We start from the raw sequence: 19,699 nt of genomic DNA on the forward strand, positions 1-19,699 counted from the left end.
CGGTATCTATTTCTCTTGCTGTTTGGTTTAAGAAAATGGGTTGGTAGTGCGGATTGCGCGAGCCTGCCAACGCCTATCGCGGTACTCAATGTTGATGGGGTGCTCGAAGGCATCGGAGACCAACTCCGTTGTCAGCACGTCGTGCACGTTACCTGCAGCCAGCACGCGCCCATCCTTGATGAGCATGGCGTGCGTGGTTGTCTCAGGCAGTTCTTCGAGGTGGTGCGTGACCAACACCGTGGCAAGCTCGGGCTGGGAACTGTGCAAGTGATCCACGGTCTCTAAAAACTGCTCGCGCGCGGCGACGTCCAGGCCGGTCGAGGGTTCATCGAGAAGCAAAAGTGATGGATCCGTGATTAATGCACGCGCAATCAAAGTCTTTCCACGCTCACCTTGGGACATTGTTGGCCACAGCAAATCTTCAAACGGACGGACCCCGAGTAAATCAATGAGGTTCTCAGCCCGCTCGATAATTTCTGGGGTGGGCTCCCAGCGTGTCATGAGCTCTGTCGTGCCCGTGGCACCGGAGAGCACAACCTCGCGTGCGGTTAGTGAAGAACGCAGCGGGTGACGTGGGTTAACATGCCCAATAGATTCGCGCAGCTTACGTATCTCCACCCGGCCAAGACGTTGCCCAAGCACCTCCACCGTACCACGAGTCGGATGCTGCTGCGCGCCGCACATACTTAAAATCGTGCTCTTGCCCGCGCCATTGGCTCCGATTAACGCCCAGCGCTCGCCAGCATTTACCACGAGGTTAATTTTCTGAAGAATCTCTCGGGAATCTCGTACGAAATCGACGTCGTGTAAGTGCAGGATTTCAGTCATGTTTAGACCCCTTCGCTCTCGCTTATGAATTGAAGGAAACAACCACTCAACTATATAGCTCGCTCGGAGTCTTAACTGCCAAATGCCTCGAAGGGGTCGAATATTAGGATCAAAAACTTCCTGTGACCTGCGTATTTATTCGTATAATGCGCTTATGAAACTTCACGTTACAAAGTCCGTCGGAAACGACGAATACCTGTGCCCGAATTGCGGTGCACGGGTTAAATACAACCCGCAGAGAAAGAAACTGGCGATTCACAATCTGCCGCTTACTCCGGGCAAACGCTGCCCGACAGCAAAGTTGGAAGCGGAGCTGCACTTGGATCCCGATGGCCCGATGCCGGAGCTGTTAAAACTGGAAGAACGCCCCTTAGTCAAAGACGAGCCCGATAAAGGAAAAAGACAAAGGCGCGGGCGGTTTAGAGGACCCCGAGATCCCCAAAGGCCCAGTAGGCACTGGAGGAATGAATACGCCATTAAGGGCGAGGATTCTTGGGGCAATGACGACTTAGGCCAAGAAGGCGGCGAAGTCTCAGTACGTGCCCGCTCCGGCGGCAGAGTCGAAAGCCGCCGAAGCAGGTACTAAACGCATACAAGCAACAGTTATTGAGCGTTGCCGGCTTCTACATTTTCTTTATGCACAGTCTCGAGTGCTTGCTGGAATACCTGCTGGGGCTGTGCCCCGGAGACCGCATACTTGTTGTTAAAGACGTAGAACGGGACGCCTTGGACACCAATTTGCTGCGCCTGGTTGATATCAGCTTGTACCGCGGTATCAAGTTCCTCGTTGTCCATATTCGCCAGCGCTGCATCTCGGGCTAGACCAACAGAGGCTGCAAGATCCGCTAGGACCTCGCGGTCTTCAACATTCTTGCCATCGGTGAAATAGGCCTTAAACAGTGCTTGCATCAGTTCATGCTGCAGACCATTCTCTTCGGCGAAATGAGACAGACGGTGTGCACGGCGGGAATTGACCGTCAGTGCCTCATCAAAGTTGTAGTTCAAACCAACTTCAGCACCGCGCTGGGCAACGCCATCGTTCATCTGCTTGAACTGCTCTACGGGAACGCCCTTTTGCTTGGCCACGGCTTCCGCTGAAGGCAACGGGGAATTCTCCGGGTAATCAGGCATTAGCTGGTAGCTGTGGTAGGTGATCTTGACATCATCGCGGTGCGCGAAATCTTCTAATGCAAGCTCTAGGTGCCTATCCCCCATCCAACAAAATGGGCACATGAAATCAGACCAGACATCCACGGTGATTGGGGCCGCGTTATTTACTTCATTGGTCATGAACAATTTCCTTCCACATCGCAGACTCCGATTGCTTCTTCGCCAAAGGGCTGAAGAAAGGCAAAGGGTTGTGGTGCTGCATTCTGTGCAACGCTCGATGATGTTTGGCCGTCTTCTTGGTTTATTTCCTGATTGTCAATATTGCCCTGCGGCTTCATAGATTCCACCTTAATGAATATTGGGTCATCTCGTTTCAACCACAAATGCTGTCTTTCTGTTCCCGCAGCAGCCGCGCTTCCCTTTCCTCTGTGTACACATTGAGGTAAGTTTTGTTACGAAAGATACTAAAGTTGCACCAGTATATTATTGGTGCCTAGTTAGGAGTTCATTCGTGTCGGGAAATGATGCATCGACAGGCGCTGGGCACTACTCGCGTCGCAATATTTTTAAGGTCGGCGCTGTCGCTGCCGCGGCTGGCACTTTGGCAATTGGCGTGGGAACTGCAACTGCCTCCCGTGCTTCAGCCTTAGGCCCGATTCTGGGCACCGTTATTGACTACTCAGCTGGTGTACCCAGCGCCACAGCCATCAAGGCTGCCGGACACTTAGGCGCTGTGCGTTATGTTTCGGAAAAGCGCCCTAATGCGCAATGGATGGCCGGTAAGCCGGTAACCCTCAAGGAAACCCAAGCTATGTCGGGCCAGGGGCTAGCAACGGCATCTGTTTACCAATATGGGCGTGCAGAAACTGCCGACTGGAAGAAAGGTGCTGCCGGCGCTGCAGTACATGCTCCAAAGGCCATTTCCATCCACCGCGCAGCAGGCGGGCCAACCGGTCGTCCTATTTATATCGCGATCGACGACAACCCCACCCGTTCACAATACGATTCGCTCATCAAGCCCTACCTTGTGACATTTTCGGCTACGCTGCGCGCGGCAGGCTACAGCACTGGCATCTACGGCAACTACAACGTAATTGACTGGGCCATCAAAGACGGCATCGGTTCATACTTCTGGATGCACGACTGGGGCTCCGGCGGAAAGATTCACCCACGCACCACCGTCCACCAGCTGCCGCAGAATAAGCAGCGCACAATCGATGGCGTCGTCGTGGACATCAACAATGTTTATGCCCAAGACTGGGGCCAGTGGAAGCCAGGCCAATCTGGTGGTAGCACTCCCGGGAGCAACACTGATGGTCAGTCCACCGGCGGCGCCACTTCACAGCAGGCAACAGCTGACCTACTCAATGGCTTAAGTTCCACAGTCCCAGGGTTAGACGCAACGGGTTCTTCGGTCACAGCTGAGCAAATTGACCAAGCCAGCAAGCTCGCGCAGCAATTAAGCGGAATGGTTAACCGCTAATCGGAAATAATCTTTTCTGGCGCTTTCTTACTGCCGCCGCCTGGTTTTTGAGATTCTAAAAACCACGTGGTGGCTTCTTTAAGTTTTTGCCCGGAGAGCTGGGTTCGCACCAACTTGGTCAGGTCGCGAGCAGAACCTGTCACCGAAGCTGCGACGATAAAGTTGTCACCGAAAGAAACTGAAGCGTGAATATCGCGATCATTGGACCACCCCCACTTGGTACCAATGACGTTTTTTAATACCGCGGTTCCGAAATCTTGCTCGTAGCCATCGGCAGCAATTTCATCAGGTTGTGACATTGCGACCAAAATCGGGTGCAAAGGATCTTCATCCTTGAGCGCTCGGATGAATTTCACGACATCATAAGTCGATGTCACTGAGCGTCCCCAGTACTCCCCCGCATCGGTAGAATACAGGCCGTATTTCTTCGCGACTTCATCGATCGATTCTGGATATGCTGCGAAAAGTTCTTCTGCAATGCCATCGTCGGAATCAGAAATCATCTGCAGCGCATCATACTTTTCTGACTCGGTTCCCTCATCGATGACATAGTCCGCGATATAAAGTTTCGACAGGCTTAAAGCAGGACGGGCAAACCTTTCATTCGCGCTTCCCAGATGCATCCCATCGCTCAGCCGAATGTAAGTTAGCTGGGATTTGGATTGGCCAATGACGATTCCAGCTTGTTGATGTGCCACATCGCCAAGGCTATCAAGTGCAGAGTCTGCCACGGACGGTTCCGCGGTCTGCGCTGAGGAAGAACCACTAGATTCTTCGTCGGAAGTGGCTTCGTCAGTCCTCGGCGCTGTCGCCCGGGCGACGATCCATGTTCCCACTATGCAGATGACAATAAGAAGCACAATCGCCACAAATTGAAGCCAACCATGCTTGGCACGCGGAACATTAATTTTTGACACAGCTTAAATAATACAAAGCCACCGCATGTAATAAACATGCGGTGGCTTTGTTGTCTTAGTTGCCCTCGGGCGCTTGCGCTGTGAGCTCTTTAGGTTCTAAAGAATTCTGCGCATTGGCTCGTGGCATTTAGTGATCGACTGCAGCCTCAACACCAACACCGGTCAGGGAGCGAACTTCCATCTCAGCAGCAAGTGCTTCGAGGTTGTCAGGCTTACCAATCAGGGTGCCGATGTAACCACACAGGAAGCCGATTGGGATGGAAATCAGACCTGGGGAGGTCAGTGGGAAGATAGACCAGTCAGCGTTCGGGAACATTGCCGTTGGCGTGCCGGAGACTGCTGGGGACAAGAAGATGAGCAGCAGACAGGAAATCAGACCACCGTAGATGGAGGCGACTGCACCAGTGGTGTTGAATCGACGCCAGTACAGGGAGTACAGGATGGTTGGCAGGTTTGCGGACGCTGCAATTGCGAATGCCAGGGAAACCAGGAACGCAACGTTCTGGGTCATCGCGAGGATGCCAAGGATGATGGATGCGATACCGAGGATGACCACGGTGATGTGGGAGACGCGAACCTGCTCTTCCTCGGAAGACTGACCATCACGCAAGACAGCGTCGTAGATGTCGTGAGCAATCGAAGCAGATGCGGTAATTGCAAGACCGGAAACAACAGCCAGAACGGTTGCGAATGCGACTGCGGAAATAATCGCCATGAAGACGGTGCCGCCAACTTCGAGAGCCAAGAGCGGTGCCGCTGCGTTCGCTCCACCAGGAGCATCGAGGATGCGGTCTGGACCAACCAGTGCCGCTGCGCCGTAGCCCAGAACCAGGGTGATCAGGTAGAAGGCACCGATGATGCAAATCGCCCAGGTAACGGAGCGACGTGCTTCAGTAGCAGTAGGAACGGTGTAGAAACGCATCAGAACGTGTGGCAGACCAGCGGTACCAAGAACCAGGGACAGACCCAGGGAAATGAAGTCAATCTTGGTCGTAGTGGAGCTACCGTACTGCAGGCCTGGCTCCATAATCTGCGAAGCCTCGTAGCCACGCTCAACGATTGCTTGAGAATCTGCGTGCGTTGCGATTGCCTGATCGAACAGGGTGACAAAGCCACCCTTGATAGCAACGAAGACCAAAATAGCCATGACGAAGACACCTGCAACCAGCAGGACAGCCTTAATCATCTGCACGTAGGTCGTACCCTTCATGCCACCGATAAGAACGTAAACAATCATGACGACGCCAACAACGCCGACAACAACTGCCTGCCAGTGGAACTCGTGGATATCCAGAAGAACGGAAACCAGGGAACCTGCACCGGCCATCTGCGCAATCAAGTAGAACAAGGACACGAACATGGTTGCCAGTGCGGCAGCTACGCGAACAGGCTTCTGACGCAGACGGAAGGACAAAACGTCCGCCATGGTGAAGCGTCCAACGTTACGCAGAGGCTCAGCAACGAGCATCAACGCAACCAACCAGGCGACGAAGAAACCGACCGAGTACAGGAAGCCGTCGTAGCCGTTAAGAGCAACCGCACCGACAATGCCCAGGAAGGATGCTGCAGAAAGGTAGTCGCCAGAAATTGCTAGACCGTTTTGACGGCCAGAGAATGTACCGCCACCAGTGTAGAAGTCAGATGCTTCAGAGGTGGACTTACCAGCACGAAGCACCAACCACATAGTCACGACGAGGAAGACCAGGAACACCGAAATATTTAGAACCGGGTTACCGGTCGAATACTCAGCCTCTTGGGCAAGAATATTAGGGTTCATTGTGCTTAACCCTCCATTTCTTCACGGATAGCAGCCGCTTGAGGCTCAATTTGCTTATTGGCGTACTGAACGTAGAGCCAAGTAATAAGGAACGTGGTTACAAACTGCAGGAGGCCAAAGATTAGGCCGATATTGAAACCACCACCGATTTCAATCGCCATAAAATCGTGCGCAAAAACTGCAACAACAACATAAAGCAAATACCAGACCATGAACGCCACGGTCATAGGAAATGCAAACTTTCGGTATGTACTCCGCAGCTTTTCAAACTGCGGACTCTTTTGCATAGCAATGAACTCATCTGCCGATGGCTCACGGCGCTTGCTCGGAGAGGCTGTAGCACCAGACATTGGTTTCTCCTTGAAAATTTCAATAGTCTTATCCAGGTTCTTAAACCCGATAGGCTTTCTTTAATAGACGGACTAATGCCATACCCCAGTGCCAGGGATCACATTCCGACCTATTAAGTAAGGTACCGAACAAGCCTTGTTATGTTAAAGGTTTGTTGAAGTGAATAGCCCTTAACAAAAAATTACACCCCCGAAAATCATCGTGACCTGCTCTTGTTACGGCTAGCAAATCACCCCCGAAATTGACGATTCGCCACTTTGCTAAGTTTGCAAATAGACGTTTTGCAGTGAAATTGAGCACAAATTAAAGCATTTCCAATAGATCCCTAGGAGTTCAGCCATGAATTTGACATATTTCTCCTAAGGATTTGCTAGGCCCTCCCCCGTTAGCATTTTGACTGTTATAAAACGTCACAATCCTCGGAACCCAGCAAGAGTTTCCGAGGATTGATTGTGGCGTTGTTCTTAGCTCGAAGCGCTATGCATCATCGCCTGGCCAGACGCGTGGATCATTTCCAGTGCGGCCTTCGGGATTGTTCAAGGAATCAATTACTTCCATCTGCGCGCGAGAAAGTTCAAAGTCTTTTGCGCCGAGGTTTTCGACAAGACGTTCACGACGTGCGGACTTAGGGATAACAACAATGCCCTTCTGCAGCAGGTAACGCAATGCCACCTGCCCCTCAGAACGCTCTAATTGCGCTGCAATGGCCTTAATGTCTGGGTTGTTAAGCACCTTGCCACGAGCCAACGGCGACCACGCCTGGGTGACGATGCCGTGCTTTTTATGGAATTCCAGAAGCTCAGGCTGACGGAAGGTCGGGTTGAGCTCAATCTGGTTAACGACTGGCACGATTCCAGTTTCGGAGATGAGGGTTTCTAGGACTTCCTCATAGAAATTAGCCACACCAACGCTGGCAATCTGCCCCATCCCCTGCAGGCGTGCAATCTCTGCAAAGGTTTCGACATACAGCCCACCCTGTGGCCAAGGCCAGTGCACCATGTAAAGGTCTAGGTAGTCGAAGCCAAGCTTATCCAATGAAGTCTGGAAGGCCTCGCGCACTTTGTCTGCACCGTGGTGGTCGTGCCAGACTTTACTGGTAACGAAGAGTTCATCACGGGTGACATCGCCAGCAGCAATTGCGTCATTGAGGGCTTTGCCCAATACTTCTTCATTCTTGTAAAGCGTTGCCGTATCAAAATGGCGGTAGCCTACTTCAATAGCCTCACGGACAACCTTGATGCACTCGTCGTCACGAAGCTTGTACGTGCCAAGGCCAATCTGCGGGATTTCACGCTCATCATTAAGCGTCAGCGTCGGTACTGGAGCCTTATTGTTTTCAGAAGTCATACTTCTCATTGTGCCTTGAAACAGCGTGCCTGTGTGGCACTTGCCAACAATTGCACAAGGTTAAGCTTTCAAAGCCTGGATTCTAAGCGGCGGCAATGAAAAATCCCCGGTGTCTGGCACGTACTTTCACAATGCCGACCGCGCGGGGAGTTGCCCACTAAATAATGCGAGCTAAAACGAATCCTGAGGACTCGACAGATTAATTTGCGTTAATCAGGTCAATAACGAAGACCAGAGTGCGTCCGGACAATGGGTGTCCACCACCGGCTGGGCCGTATGCCATCTCTGGTGGAATGGTCAGCTGACGACGACCGCCAACGCGCATTCCTGGGATGCCTTCCTGCCAGCCTGAGATCAGGCCGGTGAGTGGGAACTCAATAGACTGTCCACGATCCCACGATGAGTCAAACTCCTGGTTGGATTCGTACTCGACGCCAACGTAGTGAACTTCAACGACTGCACCAGCTTGTGCCTCAACACCGTCACCAACGACGATGTCTTCGATCACCAATTCGGTGGGGGCTGGCTCAGTTGAAGCTTCAATAATTGGCTTATCCATAAAGTAAACATCTCCTTGACGTTGTGTCTAAATGCGTCTGCTATGACGTATTCGGGCTTTCCGAACTTAGACAGTCAACAACCTCATCCATTAAAAGTTTGCCTATTTTTGGGCGCATTGAACAACTTAGGTTGTCCAATCTCCAGCACGCTTTCTTGCTTGAAGGCGAGAATTCAAGTGCTCATTACTGAAGGCTTCAAAGGATTAGATTGTTGGCATAACACTCGCCTCGAAATTGAAAAAGTCGAATCAAGCTCCTCTGATTATAAACGAGGATGCTGATTCGACTTAATTGTGAAGGATAAATACCGGATTAGTAATGCAAATGTTATGAAACATTGCACTGCGCAATCGGCAATTTATCCCTCTCAGATTCGCGTCTTTTCGCTTTAGCGCTCAGAGCGTGGAACGAAGGAGCGAGGAGCCTCACCGGTGTAGATCTGGCGAGGACGGTTGATCTTGGTGTTCAGAGCCAGCTGCTCACGGAACTGTGCAATCCAGCCTGGAAGACGACCGATAGCAAACAGTACGGTGAAGAACTCGGTTGGGAAGCCCATCGCACGGTAGATCAAGCCAGTGTAGAAGTCTACGTTCGGGTAGAGCTTGCGGGATACGAAGTAATCATCAGCCAAAGCGATCTCTTCAAGCTTCATAGCAAGGTCCAGAAGCTCGTCGCCGCCGAGGTGAGCAAGAACCTCGTGAGCGGTTTCCTTGACGATTGCCGCGCGTGGGTCGTAGTTCTTGTACACGCGGTGGCCGAAGCCCATCAGGCGAACGCCCTTTTCCTTGTTCTTCACGCGGTTCATGAACTCGGTTGCGTCGCCATTGTGGTTGTTCTTAATGTCTTCCAGCATCTCCAGAACTGCAGAGTTAGCACCACCGTGCAGTGGGCCAGACAATGCATTGATGCCACCAGCGATAGAAACAAACATGTTGGCCTGTGCGGAACCGATCATACGAACGGTAGATGCAGAACAGTTCTGCTCGTGGTCAGCGTGCAGGATCAACAGCTTATCTAAAGCCTTGGAGACAATTGGATCAACCTCGTATGGCTCGGTTGGGTAACCGAACATCATGCGCAGGAAGTTCTCGCGTGTATTCAGAGAGTTATCTGGATACATATATGGCTTGCCCTGAGCTGCGCGGAATGCGTAAGCAGCCAGCATCGGAACCTTCGCCAAAAGACGTACGGTTGCCTTGTCTAGCTGTTCCTCATCTAGTGGGTCTAGCTGATCCTGGTAGTAGGTGGACAAGATGTTCACCGAGGACGCTAGCACTGCCATTGGGTGCGCGTCGCGTGGGAAGATGTTGAACTGAGCCTTGAAATCCTCATCCAACAAGGTGTGGCGACGGATATCGTTGCTGAACTTGCTCAGCTGCTCTTCGGTAGGTAGCTCGCCCTTGATCAGCAGGTACGAGACCTCGTTGAAGGTAGCGTTTTGCGCCAAGTCCGCAATGTCGTAGCCGCGGTGGCGCAGAATGCCTTCTTCACCGTTAATGAAAGTAATCTTGGACTCGGTGGAGCCGGTAGCGGTGTAACCAGGGTCGAAGGTTACCAAGCCAGTCTCATTGCGAAGCTTGGAGATATCGAAACCGTTGTCACCTTCGGTCGATTCAACGAGATTCATTTCGTACTCGCCGCCTGGGTAGAGCAGCTTTACCTTGTTATCTTCGGAAGCCACGTAGGTGTCCTTTCACTTTATTGTTAAGTGTTTCAACTTTTTCTAACACTAGAAACCCCGTAATCGCTTTAACACTGCAGTTGGGTTTCAGTAGTATTTCTCTACCCACTCTAGCAAGATTTGCGATTTTTCCTGCGCTAGCAGAACGATTGTCCTGTTAGCCTGCGGCGTTTACGTTACGTCTAGCCCCATTTGTGGTAGAGGATACGTCACCCATTCCTCACAGTTTTCGCAATTTTTGATACATTTCACCAATCCTGCGAGATGCCTCATGCCGCATACTTCACATGATTTACGCCACTTTGGGGGTCACATATTATTCATTCCCCCGTATACTCCGGGCATGACTAACCCGGATTTTAAGCTTTCCCCAGATCTCATTCCTTCCGACGGACGCTTCGGCTGTGGCCCTTCCAAGGTCCGCCAGGCGCAAATCGATGCAGTAGTTAACGGCGCACACGACGTTATCGGCACCTCCCACCGCCAGCAGGCCGTCAAGAACGTGGTTGGTGAAGTTCGGGACGGACTATCTGAGCTTTTCTCCCTTCCTGACGGGTATGAAATTGTTTTGTCCTTGGGCGGCGCAACTGCTTTCTGGGATGCAGCGACATTCGGTCTAATCAACAACAAGTCCGCGCACTTGAGCTTCGGTGAGTTTTCTTCGAAGTTCGCCAAGGCCTCCAAGCAGGCTCCTTGGTTGGAAGAACCACAGATCGTCGAAGGCCCTGCAGGCACTTCCCCATCACCTTCTGAACTGGCTGGCACCGACGCTGATGTCGTTGCATGGGCACACAATGAAACCTCCACCGGTGCAATGGTTCCCGTCACTCGTCCTGAAGGTCTGAACGCAGACCAGCTGGTCGTTGTTGACGCAACCTCGGGCGCTGGCGGCTTGCCAGTAGATATCTCCCAGGTCGACGCATACTACTTCTCCCCACAGAAGTCTTTCGCTTCCGATGGCGGCCTGTGGTTGGCAGCAATGTCGCCTGCAGCTATTGAGCGTATTGCTGCAGTTAAGGAATCTGGCCGTTTCATTCCAGCATTCCTGGACCTGCAAACTGCCGTAGATAACTCCCGCAAGAATCAGACTTACAACACTCCAGCGGTAGCTACCTTGTTGATGTTGGCGGACCAGGTCAAGTGGATGAACAGCAACGGTGGCCTCGACGGCATGGTCGATCGCACCACCAAGTCTTCTTCCACCCTGTACAACTGGGCAGAAGCGCGTGAGGAAACTAGCCCTTATGTTGCAGATGCAGCTTCTCGCTCACTCGTTGTTGGCACCATCGACTTCGACGACTCCATCGACGCAGCAGTTATCGCGAAGGTCTTGCGCCAAAATGGCATCCTCGATGTTGAGCCATACCGCAAGCTCGGCCGCAACCAGTTGCGCATCGGTATGTTCCCAGCCATCGATCCAGCCGATATCGAAATCCTGACTCGCGCTATTGATGCCATCTTGGATGCAGGAGTCGCAAACAAGTAGTTTTGCTCACAACCAGGTGGATCTAAATAGATCCAAACGCCAAAATGCGCCGTTGCTGCCAAGCTTCGGCGCATTCCTGCGTTAAGGTGGTGGTTATCTGCTTCACAGTGGATGTGTTTTGATGTCCCCGCAAGCTTGAAGGAGCGCGAAGACCATGCGTGAGTTGTTTATCAACTACAGCGACTCCACGAAGACCTCCTTGGTTTTTACAACTGAGGAAGGCGACGAGTTCTTCGTCGCTGTCACTGAGGAAATACGATCCATCGTGGATGGCTCCTCGGATTCTGGATCGCACAATGGATTGTCCTCAGTTTCTCACCTGACCCCTGCTGCTATCAGCGATGACCCCGACGGCCAGGACCAGGACTTCGATGCTCCTATTTCTGTCGCTTCCAAGGATGCCACGAATAGTGCTGATAACAGCGAGCACGAAGCACAGCCAGCAGCTACCGAAGAAGCTGTTGACGCGGAAGAAAGCTCCGACGAAGCCAATGAAGCCGTCTCGCAGCGCACTCCTTCGCACGGGAAGCTTCATCAGGCTCCTCGTGCGGTCAGCTCGGCTGCCAATGGCAACGGTTCTCGCCCATACTCGGACGCGATGACCATGCGCCCAGCTGAAATACAGGCACGTGTTCGCGCTGGCGCATCAGCTGCGGAGCTCGCAGAGGAAATGGGTATTGCCGAATCACGCGTCGAGCCTTTTGCCTACCCAGTGATGTTAGAGCGCAATAATATTGCCGAACTAGCTAAGCAAGCTCATCCTGTTCGGGAAGACGGACCGGCAAAGTTGACCCTGTGGGAGATTCTGGCAACCTCGTTTGCTGCTCGGGGCCATTCGCTTTCCGATGCCGATTGGACCGCTTATCGGGAGCAATCCCAGCCTTGGGTCATCAAGGTCAGCTGGAAGGCCGGCTTGTCTGAAAATGAAGCGCTGTGGGCTTTTAAGCAGTCGATGTCTTCTCCGTCGACGGTCGAAGCACGCAACTCAGTGGCAGCGGATCTCACCGATCCAGATTTCGTGCAGCCAGTGCGCACTTTGACCTCGATTGGTCGCGGTTCGCGCTATGACGAAGCTATCGATGGGCCAGCCGGCCAAGATGATCGTCCGCGTCTTGCTCCTGTCGAAGAGGACTTCGAGGATGCAGACCAAGGCGTATACGACCAGGAAGCTGATGGCATCGGTGCCGAAGAGCTGGTGCCTACCGATGTCACTGCATCCACCACGCAACCAGCGCCACAAGACATTGCGGATAATGCAGATGCTGAAACTAACGAGTTGTTAGAGCATTCGGATCCGAAAAAGCAGCCCACGAAGCGCCGCCGCAAGGCCGTGACCCCGCACTGGGAAGATGTTCTGCTGGGCGTTCGTGCTAATACCAAGCGTCCACGGAGCTAACCACACGACGGTTAGCTCCGCAAGATAAAAGTGGTTAGCTCGGAAGGCAAAGGTGGTTAGCTCCACCAAGGCAATCGGACGATAGCTGTTGCAAGTGACTTGAAGTTGAAGGAGACAACGGTAATGGTAGACCGCGCAGTGTTGAACATCTGGTACGTCAATATCGAAAACCCAGCCGCAATCCTTGAGACCGAGCCCAAAGCTGACCGCGGTTATGGCCGCAAGTTTCTAGCGCAGCTCAATCCCCTCTTTCCTGTCACCCCTATCGGGCAATTTCCGCTCAATCGCTCTGCGCAAGCAGATGATCACGAGTTTTATATCGGCGGCTACCCCGGGATTACCGTGGTCCAGACAGTCATTCACTCTGAAGACGACAAGCCTTTACTGTTAGAGGAATTAAACCCGCGTCTTCGTCAAGCAGTACCTGCTGTGGATGTTTATGCCTGCGCTTTCGACGAAAAAGAGGGCTGGGCGGGGTTTGCGCATTGGCATCGCGGGGAGCTGAAAAGAGTCTTTAGCGGCACCCGCTTTGAGCTTATGGAAGACACCGGGTTACCGCTAGCTTTTGAAAATCCCTACTGGGCAGGCGAAAAAGCTGAGCAATTGGGCGGCATTGCGCTGCCCTTTACACCGCGGGATTTAATGGAAGAAGCCCAAAGGAATTGGATGGGTGTGCGCATCGACAGCGAAGGACCTGACCTACAAGTCGTGGGCTATGCCGTCGATGGCCGCCCAGAGCCGAAGGTAGATACGGCCCCGCCGCTCAAGTCGGTGAAACAATTGACCTCTGACGCCGCCTTTAAGCTTGGCCTCGGTCCTTCCAATGCTGACTATGACGATTATGAATCGCCGGAAGATGAACCCACCACGGCAACCAGTGAGGCCCTTCAGCATGCTTTAGAAACCACTACTTCTTTTGCGCGTAAAGCCACCAGCCAAGCGGGGTCTTTCCTGCGCAGCGCCACAGATAAAGCGCGCGACTTTATCTCTAAAAAGCGCCGAGATTAGAGCAGGGACCTTTGCCGCTCATAAAAGGCAATAGCAGCCGCGGTAGCGACATTTAAAGAATCCGTCCCCGGAGCCATCGGGATGCGTGCTCGCACGTGCGTTGCGCGCATAGCATGCTCTGTCAGCCCTGGGCCTTCAGCGCCCACCATGAGCGCTACTTTGCTATGCCCTGCCATGGCTTCAGCCAAGTGCACAGCGTTTTCATCAGGGGTTAGTGAGACAAGGTGAAAGCCCTCGCTGGCAAGCAGCTCTAGGTTGCGCTGCCAGGTGGTAAACCCGCCATCGAAACGCGCACAAGGCAGGCGAAGGACATGACCCATCGATACGCGCACGCTGCGGCGGTAGAGCGGGTCTGCCGCCCCTGCCCCCAGCAACACCGCATCAACATCCATGCCTGCGGCATTGCGAAAGAGCGAGCCAATATTCTCGTGGTCTCCTACCCCTTCCAGAATCACGATAGTCTTCGCGCCTTGGATTGCCTCAGCAACACTGAGCGGGGCTACGCGGTCTGCAGCCGCAACGAGCCCGCGGTGCATATCAAAGCCAACGACCTGAGCTAGGGTCTCACGGTCTACCTCATACATTGGGCAACCGGGCTGGCCATAGGTGTCGACATAGTGCTCTAAGGCAGAAGCAAAGCCGACGATGCAGCGCACGGGAAAGCGCGATGCCACCAGACGAGAGACAACGAGGTGGCCTTCAGCAATGACTAAACCCTCGCCTGATTTATCCGACTTATTCAAGTCGCGGACATCATCTAAGCGAGGGTCTTGTGGGTCTGCAATCAACATGCAGACCATTTTATGGCACGAGCACTAACCTACGAGACTAAGCAGTGGTTCCATGGAGAAGAACACTAGGAACAAGGCTGCGACCAGCCAGATGATCCAGTGGACCTGCTTGGCCTTTCCCGCAAAGGCCATCATCAATGCATAAGCGATGAAACCAACACCGATACCGTTGGCAATCGAGTAGGTAAAAGGCATGATGACGATGGTGAGGAAGGATGGAATAGCAACTTCCATCTTGCGCCACTCAATGGTGGTGAGCTGGCCAGCCATCATCACACCGACGATGACGAGCACTGGAGAAGCTGCCTCAATTGGCACGACCTCATACAAAGGAGTCAAAAACATTGCAGCCAAGAACAGCACGCCAGTGGTGATATTTGCCAGGCCGGTCTTTGCACCATCGCCCACACCTGCGGACGAGTCTGCGAAAACGGTGTTGGAGGAAACAGAGCCTAGGCCACCTGCAACAGCGCCGAAGCCTTCGAGGACCAATGCCTTTTTCATATCCGGCAGCACGCCGTTTTCATCAGCTAGGCCACTGGCCTTACCCAACGCAGTGAAAGTACCCATCGCATCAAAGAAGTTTGCCAAAAGCAGAGCAAAGACCAGCAGCGTGGTAGCGATGATGCCGATGTTGGCAAAGGCACCGAACAGGTCAACCTGGCCGACGATCGACAAATCAGGCATACCGCCCAGGGAATCTGGGATAGCTGGTGTTGCCATGCCCCAATCTTCAGATGGCGCGAGAGCCTGGACAACCAAAGCGATCGCAGTCGTTGCGATGATACCGATGAACAGGCCACCGCGGACGTTGCGAACCACCAGACCACCACAGATAATCAGGCCGATAACAAAGATAAAGACTGGCCAGGATGCAATAGAGCCGCCTTGTCCCAAACCAACCGGGACAGTAGTCATAGCAGCATCTGGAACACGGGTGACAAAGCCACCGTCCACAAAGCCAATCATGGCGATAAACAGGCCGATGCCGACGCCGATGGCGGCTTTCATGGACATCGGAATCGCGTTGAAGACCGCGCTACGGAAGCCAGATACCGCCAGCAGGACGATGATGATACCTTCGATGACCACCAAGCCCATTGCTTGTGGCCAGGTTAGACCTTCGCCCGCAACAAGCGTGACCGCGACAAGCGAGTTGATACCCAGCCCGGTTGCAAAGGCAAAAGGATAGTTCGACAGTGCGCCGAAGAAAATGGTAACTACACCGGCAATCAACGCGGTTGCTGCTGCAACCTGCGGGATGCCCAAAGTAGTTCCGTTGACGTCTTCTACTGTGCCGATGATCAGCGGGTTCAGCAGGATAATATACGCCATGGCGAAGAACGACACCGTTCCCGCGCGGACTTCAGTTCCAATGCTGGAACCACGTTCTGAAATCTTAAAATATCGGTCAAGTACGTCGTTCACGTATGGCCCCTTATTCATTTTACAAACAGCCCGCGCACCAAATGCCGATGGAATGAGGGTAAAGGCTCGTCATTATACGGTGTGTGCGACTGCGAGGTTGGCCCGGCTTGCATACTCAATTGTTTGGCAAAAGCAATGAGAAACAGTAATGCTGGATGGACACTAGTTATTTTGTCCCTCCCAGCGCAGTTTTTGCAATTCCCCAGCAATTTTTTACATCAACTATGCCCGAAGGAACTTTCACAAAAATCGGTAATACGCACCACAACGGGGTTCCTCAGAACCCCATTGTCATAGAACCGAGAACTTAGAAGAAGGGCCCCTCATCGTCGAAAGGCTCTTGTACCTTGCGGGCTTCAGGATCAACCACCCGGGTACGCGAATGTGCACCACAGCCGTAGCGCGAGTGCACCACATGTCCGTCGGCAGAGAATTCGTTGGAGCACAGTCCAAAGCTTCTATCCCACGCTAAGAAGAAAGCACAGGTATGACACTGCAGCGGTGCTTGCTTTGCCATCTCCGAATTCGGACCGTAATCACCTTGCCGCCACCGGCTCAGCGCGTCATCGAGTCCTTGTTTCGACAGCTCCTCGCCGTCGATGCGCGGGTCATTGGGCTCCGGTGGCATCAAGTCACCTGGGCCTAAATCGCCCGGCTGGATGCGATCTGACCACGGTACCCACTGGGGTGCTTGCAGGGCTTGCGCTGCGGGCACTAGCGCTAGTTCGCTGATGGTAACCGTGCTCTCACCTGGTGGGCAGGCCACAACCGCGTGCCATTCCCAGCCGGAATAGCCAGGTACATCCGCTGCGAAGCGGTGGGTTGCTGAATCCGCGCCCGTCATGACGATGCCCAGGTGTTGCCCGACATCTCCTTCCCCGAATTCTTCGAGTGCCCAGCGTGCAGTTTCTACTGCCTCGTGCGACATGAGTGGGGATTTATGTTGTTCACCTCGTAAACGTCCTGCGTTACGCGTTGCTCGTCTGCGACGTGGACGCGACTTCGAGCTTTCACTATAAGAAGACACGTTCACATTATGGATCATTTACTGCACAATAGACACATGCCCTCTCTCGCTAAGCCGGCTTTGGCTGCATTATTGACGCTTTCACTAGCCCTTGTTGGTTGTTCCAGCACAGCTTCGCAGACGGATACGCTCGATTCGGTGGCAGCTGAAGAAGGGTCAGAAGATGCATCGACAAGCAATATTGCGCGCTTTGAGGCAAAGGTCTTGGAGCGCTTGCCTTTCGATGCTTCCCTGTTCACCCAGGGTCTCGAGGTCACCGACTCAGGAGACGTCCTCGTTGGCACCGGGCAATACGGCGAATCGGGGATTTTCACCCTGCCGGCAGGAAGTGATTCAGCCAGGCAGCACGTGCGCAATGACAACGCTGTCTTTGGTGAGGGAATTACGCAATATAACAGCGCCGAAGGACCTGTGATCTGGCAGCTTTCGTGGGATTCGGGCGAGGCCTATAAATATGATGCCGAGAGCTATGAACTTTTAGACACCGCTTCTTATCCCGGCGAAGGCTGGGGTTTATGCAGCTTAGGTAACACCACGTTGGTGATGTCTGATGGCACGGATGAGCTACGGCATATCGATGGTGAAACTTTTGCTGAGCAAGAGCGTGTGCGCGTGACGATGAATGGCCAAGCCATCGACAATATTAACGAACTCGAATGCGTTGACGGCGAAGTCTTTGCCAATGTGTGGTTTAGCACCACCGTCTTGCGTATCGATCCTGCAACTGGTGAGGTCACCGGCACCATCGATGCCTCTGGGCTAGAAAATAACGCCGCCAACGACCCGGATAATGTGCTCAATGGTATCGCGCACATCCCGGGAACTGAAGAATATTACTTAACCGGCAAACGCTGGCCGGATATGTACCGAGTGAGCTTCGACCCTATTTCTTAACCCGGCTAGTGGCCGGCTTCGGGCCTGGATGTTCCTGCTGTAGAATCACAAGCCATGGCTACTCGCAAGCAGGCAAGAAAACAAACGCTCGTCCAAGTACTCGCGCTTTTAATCGCTGTTGTCGTCATCGTGGTTGCGGTAGTGCTCTTTCAGTCCTGGTCGAATAACCGCCCCGGCGCGCACCCGAAAGACATTCGCGTCACCGCCACCGTGGGCGATGAGTCCATTGAAGTCGCACCCTATTTAGTGTGCGAGCCTGGCACCGAATGCCCAGAAGGTGAAGTACCTAATTTATATGTGGGCGAAAATGACACCTTGAAGCTTGATATCCCCGATGACATCAGCCGGTATCAGTGGCAAGTGCTCAGCATCTACGACGACCCTGCTGCAAATGATGAAACCCGCCATGGCGCTGGTGAAACCGAAGCCGTTGAAATTCCCGGCTCCGTCGATCCTATCGAAGCATCTGATAGCCAAGACCGCCCCAAGCTCATTGTCGTTGAGGTTTCCGCTGTACTTATCGGCGCTGATGACAACGGCGACGAAGCACCATATTCCTCCGTCTGGTCCCTGTCGACTATGAGCGATGAGGAACTTGCTGAGCAGGAAAATATGTAGCCTTTGGTTACTTTTCTACCGTAGGTTCGGCGTCGAAGTTTCCAGGGATTCTTCCGCACTACCCACCACGTCCATGCGTAGGTTCTCATAAATTTCGTCGCGATCACCGCGGCGAATACACTCCCCCAGCGATTCGTGCAGGGCGCAGGCACGCGAGTCGTCATGGCGCTGCTCCTGCTCAACGGCGAGCACGGGTGTCATCTCCGCTTCCAGAACTGGCCACGGCCTCATCATGAAGGTATTTCCGGAAGCTTCCCCGACACCGCGGTGGAAAGCCATGTCATTGGCAACGCGGGCTTTAGCTAGCTCACGCAATTCTTCACCAGGCATCGACATCACCGATGTAGCTTCCGTGAAAGAATTCTTCAACCAGGCTGGTTCATTCGATACAATTGTCGCTGCCTTAGGTTCCGCACCGTTTGTGCACCTTGAATACGCAGACACCGAGGACTTCCAGGCAGGGTTCAATAACAAGCTGCAGGGCCAGATCAACCTTGTGATGCACGAGCTAGACCACCTTGTTGACGGTGGTTCTTTCACGCTCATCACCGGCATCTTGACCCAACATCCGGTAGAAAAGTCTGTGGTTGCATCGACTTTTAACGGCGGCCTTGAGGCATTTACCTACGCTGCAAGCACCGACATCCCCCCCCGCGGTATCCGCATTAAGACGGTTAGCCCCAACGTCGTTGAAGAATCGGTCGACACCTATGGCGCCTTCTTCCCTGGCTTCGAACCAGTTCGCGCACAAAGCGTCGCCGATTCCTTGTCCGCTCCGCCCATGGCGTAGAAACTGGCCAAATCTTCAAGGTCTGGTAAACAAACTTAAAAACGGGCGCTGGCCTACAGAAAGATTATCTGTAGACCAGCGCCCGTTTCCTATATATAAAGGATATTCCTCTACATACGGGGATTGCTGACTCCGATGTTTTGGTACCGGTGTTCCGGGGAGCTGGTACTTAGAGTTTCCGGGTTGTTGGTACTGGGGTTGGCCCCT

21 protein-coding genes are annotated in these 19,699 nt (G+C 53.2%); 8 read left to right on the forward strand and 13 right to left on the reverse strand.

Annotation, left to right across the window (positions count from 1 at the left end; genetic code table 11):
- Window positions 1-27: 27 nt before the first annotated feature.
- Entirely contained in the window at window positions 28-828 is an 801-nt protein-coding gene (locus tag CSTAT_RS09320) for an ABC transporter ATP-binding protein (protein ID WP_075723202.1), read from the reverse strand.
- Between the two features lie 154 nt (window positions 829-982).
- On the opposite strand from CSTAT_RS09320, the gene CSTAT_RS13855 reads away from it, so the two are divergent.
- Window positions 983-1,414 (forward strand): hypothetical protein, encoded by a 432-nt coding sequence (locus CSTAT_RS13855; protein ID WP_244892827.1) that lies wholly within the window; start codon window positions 983-985, stop codon window positions 1,412-1,414.
- 17 nt (window positions 1,415-1,431) lie between these two features.
- On the opposite strand, the gene CSTAT_RS09330 is transcribed toward CSTAT_RS13855, so the two are convergent.
- Both CSTAT_RS09330 and CSTAT_RS13615 read right to left on the reverse strand, forming a co-directional pair.
- Window positions 1,432-2,118 carry a DsbA family oxidoreductase gene (locus tag CSTAT_RS09330; protein WP_075723203.1) on the reverse strand — a complete coding sequence of 229 codons (687 nt, stop codon included), beginning with the start codon at window positions 2,116-2,118 and terminating at the stop codon, window positions 1,432-1,434.
- On the reverse strand, window positions 2,115-2,276 hold the full coding sequence (locus CSTAT_RS13615; protein ID WP_168969915.1) for a hypothetical protein: 162 nt from the start codon (window positions 2,274-2,276) through the stop codon (window positions 2,115-2,117). Before CSTAT_RS13615 ends, CSTAT_RS09330 begins: the two co-directional genes overlap by 4 nt.
- 173 nt (window positions 2,277-2,449) lie before the next feature.
- On the opposite strand from CSTAT_RS13615, the gene CSTAT_RS09335 reads away from it, so the two are divergent.
- Window positions 2,450-3,421 carry a DUF1906 domain-containing protein gene (locus tag CSTAT_RS09335; RefSeq protein ID WP_075723204.1) on the forward strand — a complete coding sequence of 324 codons (972 nt, stop codon included), beginning with the start codon at window positions 2,450-2,452 and terminating at the stop codon, window positions 3,419-3,421.
- Here CSTAT_RS09335 and CSTAT_RS09340 read toward each other — a convergent pair.
- The 6 genes from CSTAT_RS09340 to CSTAT_RS09365 form a co-directional block, all read right to left on the reverse strand.
- Window positions 3,418-4,338, reverse strand: a complete 921-nt coding sequence (locus CSTAT_RS09340) for a hypothetical protein (RefSeq protein WP_156845114.1) — start codon at window positions 4,336-4,338, stop codon at window positions 3,418-3,420. The genes CSTAT_RS09335 and CSTAT_RS09340 overlap by 4 nt on opposite strands.
- 127 nt (window positions 4,339-4,465) lie before the next feature.
- A complete protein-coding gene (locus CSTAT_RS09345) occupies window positions 4,466-6,115 on the reverse strand; it encodes a solute symporter family protein (RefSeq protein ID WP_075723206.1) in 1,650 nt (549 codons plus the stop codon).
- Between the two features lie 5 nt (window positions 6,116-6,120).
- The gene (locus CSTAT_RS09350) at window positions 6,121-6,465 is read right to left on the reverse strand and encodes a DUF485 domain-containing protein (protein WP_075723207.1); all 345 of its coding nucleotides are present in this window, start codon (window positions 6,463-6,465) and stop codon (window positions 6,121-6,123) included.
- Window positions 6,466-6,943: 478 nt separating this feature from the next.
- On the reverse strand, window positions 6,944-7,813 hold the full coding sequence (locus tag CSTAT_RS09355; RefSeq protein WP_075723208.1) for an aldo/keto reductase: 870 nt from the start codon (window positions 7,811-7,813) through the stop codon (window positions 6,944-6,946).
- Window positions 7,814-8,012: 199 nt separating this feature from the next.
- A complete protein-coding gene (locus CSTAT_RS09360; RefSeq protein ID WP_066795435.1) occupies window positions 8,013-8,372 on the reverse strand; it encodes an FKBP-type peptidyl-prolyl cis-trans isomerase in 360 nt (119 codons plus the stop codon).
- A gap of 389 nt (window positions 8,373-8,761) precedes the next feature.
- Window positions 8,762-10,054 (reverse strand): citrate synthase, encoded by a 1,293-nt coding sequence (locus tag CSTAT_RS09365; protein WP_075723209.1) that lies wholly within the window; start codon window positions 10,052-10,054, stop codon window positions 8,762-8,764.
- A gap of 343 nt (window positions 10,055-10,397) precedes the next feature.
- On the opposite strand from CSTAT_RS09365, the gene serC reads away from it, so the two are divergent.
- The 3 genes from serC (at window position 10,398) to CSTAT_RS09380 (ending at window position 13,944) form a co-directional block, all read left to right on the forward strand.
- On the forward strand, window positions 10,398-11,540 hold the full coding sequence (gene serC, locus CSTAT_RS09370) for a phosphoserine transaminase (RefSeq protein WP_075723210.1): 1,143 nt from the start codon (window positions 10,398-10,400) through the stop codon (window positions 11,538-11,540).
- Between the two features lie 154 nt (window positions 11,541-11,694).
- On the forward strand, window positions 11,695-12,936 hold the full coding sequence (gene sepH, locus CSTAT_RS09375) for a septation protein SepH (protein WP_075723211.1): 1,242 nt from the start codon (window positions 11,695-11,697) through the stop codon (window positions 12,934-12,936).
- Between the two features lie 123 nt (window positions 12,937-13,059).
- On the forward strand, window positions 13,060-13,944 hold the full coding sequence (locus CSTAT_RS09380) for a DUF6928 family protein (protein WP_075723212.1): 885 nt from the start codon (window positions 13,060-13,062) through the stop codon (window positions 13,942-13,944).
- Here the strand turns inward: CSTAT_RS09380 and CSTAT_RS09385 are convergent.
- From CSTAT_RS09385 to CSTAT_RS09395, 3 genes are all read right to left on the reverse strand, one after another.
- On the reverse strand, window positions 13,941-14,735 hold the full coding sequence (locus CSTAT_RS09385; protein WP_075723213.1) for a TrmH family RNA methyltransferase: 795 nt from the start codon (window positions 14,733-14,735) through the stop codon (window positions 13,941-13,943). The genes CSTAT_RS09380 and CSTAT_RS09385 overlap by 4 nt on opposite strands.
- A gap of 24 nt (window positions 14,736-14,759) precedes the next feature.
- On the reverse strand, window positions 14,760-16,163 hold the full coding sequence (locus tag CSTAT_RS09390; RefSeq protein ID WP_075723214.1) for an NCS2 family permease: 1,404 nt from the start codon (window positions 16,161-16,163) through the stop codon (window positions 14,760-14,762).
- Between the two features lie 307 nt (window positions 16,164-16,470).
- Complete coding sequence (locus tag CSTAT_RS09395) at window positions 16,471-17,190, reverse strand: DUF3027 domain-containing protein (RefSeq protein ID WP_244892828.1); 720 nt, start codon at window positions 17,188-17,190, stop codon at window positions 16,471-16,473.
- Window positions 17,191-17,226: 36 nt separating this feature from the next.
- Here CSTAT_RS09395 and CSTAT_RS09400 point away from each other — a divergent pair, with 36 nt between their 5' ends.
- Both CSTAT_RS09400 and CSTAT_RS09405 read left to right on the forward strand, forming a co-directional pair.
- Window positions 17,227-18,084, forward strand: coding sequence for a glutaminyl-peptide cyclotransferase (locus CSTAT_RS09400; protein WP_075723216.1), 858 nt, complete (start codon window positions 17,227-17,229; stop codon window positions 18,082-18,084).
- A gap of 54 nt (window positions 18,085-18,138) precedes the next feature.
- The gene (locus CSTAT_RS09405; RefSeq protein ID WP_066837583.1) at window positions 18,139-18,702 is read left to right on the forward strand and encodes a DUF2771 domain-containing protein; all 564 of its coding nucleotides are present in this window, start codon (window positions 18,139-18,141) and stop codon (window positions 18,700-18,702) included.
- 15 nt (window positions 18,703-18,717) lie between these two features.
- Here CSTAT_RS09405 and CSTAT_RS09410 read toward each other — a convergent pair whose 3' ends face one another.
- Entirely contained in the window at window positions 18,718-18,981 is a 264-nt protein-coding gene (locus tag CSTAT_RS09410; protein ID WP_075723217.1) for an FCD domain-containing protein, read from the reverse strand.
- Here CSTAT_RS09410 and CSTAT_RS09415 point away from each other — a divergent pair.
- Complete coding sequence (locus CSTAT_RS09415; protein ID WP_075723218.1) at window positions 18,980-19,492, forward strand: short chain dehydrogenase; 513 nt, start codon at window positions 18,980-18,982, stop codon at window positions 19,490-19,492. The two genes, CSTAT_RS09410 and CSTAT_RS09415, sit on opposite strands and share 2 nt — an antisense overlap.
- Window positions 19,493-19,699: the final 207 nt, after the last annotated feature.

Origin of the sequence: Corynebacterium stationis (assembly GCF_001941345.1) — a bacterium.
In the GTDB taxonomy this organism is placed as follows: Bacteria; Actinomycetota; Actinomycetes; order Mycobacteriales; family Mycobacteriaceae; genus Corynebacterium; species Corynebacterium stationis.

What these genes read in the sequence shown, in the direction of transcription:
- CSTAT_RS09320 (WP_075723202.1), bottom strand. Translation starts at nt 828, where the DNA reads ATGACTGAAATCCTGCACTTACACGACGTCGATTTCGTACGAGATTCC.
- CSTAT_RS13855 (WP_244892827.1), top strand. Translation starts at nt 983, where the DNA reads ATGAAACTTCACGTTACAAAGTCCGTCGGAAACGACGAATACCTGTGC.
- CSTAT_RS09330 (WP_075723203.1), bottom strand. Translation starts at nt 2,118, where the DNA reads ATGACCAATGAAGTAAATAACGCGGCCCCAATCACCGTGGATGTCTGG.
- CSTAT_RS13615 (WP_168969915.1), bottom strand. Translation starts at nt 2,276, where the DNA reads ATGAAGCCGCAGGGCAATATTGACAATCAGGAAATAAACCAAGAAGAC.
- CSTAT_RS09345 (WP_075723206.1), bottom strand. Translation starts at nt 6,115, where the DNA reads ATGAACCCTAATATTCTTGCCCAAGAGGCTGAGTATTCGACCGGTAAC.
- CSTAT_RS09350 (WP_075723207.1), bottom strand. Translation starts at nt 6,465, where the DNA reads ATGTCTGGTGCTACAGCCTCTCCGAGCAAGCGCCGTGAGCCATCGGCA.
- CSTAT_RS09355 (WP_075723208.1), bottom strand. Translation starts at nt 7,813, where the DNA reads ATGACTTCTGAAAACAATAAGGCTCCAGTACCGACGCTGACGCTTAAT.
- CSTAT_RS09360 (WP_066795435.1), bottom strand. Translation starts at nt 8,372, where the DNA reads ATGGATAAGCCAATTATTGAAGCTTCAACTGAGCCAGCCCCCACCGAA.
- serC (WP_075723210.1), top strand. Translation starts at nt 10,398, where the DNA reads ATGACTAACCCGGATTTTAAGCTTTCCCCAGATCTCATTCCTTCCGAC.
- sepH (WP_075723211.1), top strand. Translation starts at nt 11,695, where the DNA reads ATGCGTGAGTTGTTTATCAACTACAGCGACTCCACGAAGACCTCCTTG.
- CSTAT_RS09380 (WP_075723212.1), top strand. Translation starts at nt 13,060, where the DNA reads ATGGTAGACCGCGCAGTGTTGAACATCTGGTACGTCAATATCGAAAAC.
- CSTAT_RS09385 (WP_075723213.1), bottom strand. Translation starts at nt 14,735, where the DNA reads ATGTTGATTGCAGACCCACAAGACCCTCGCTTAGATGATGTCCGCGAC.
- CSTAT_RS09400 (WP_075723216.1), top strand. Translation starts at nt 17,227, where the DNA reads ATGCCCTCTCTCGCTAAGCCGGCTTTGGCTGCATTATTGACGCTTTCA.
- CSTAT_RS09405 (WP_066837583.1), top strand. Translation starts at nt 18,139, where the DNA reads ATGGCTACTCGCAAGCAGGCAAGAAAACAAACGCTCGTCCAAGTACTC.
- CSTAT_RS09415 (WP_075723218.1), top strand. Translation starts at nt 18,980, where the DNA reads ATGTCATTGGCAACGCGGGCTTTAGCTAGCTCACGCAATTCTTCACCA.
- CSTAT_RS09410 (WP_075723217.1), bottom strand. Translation starts at nt 18,981, where the DNA reads ATGGCTTTCCACCGCGGTGTCGGGGAAGCTTCCGGAAATACCTTCATG.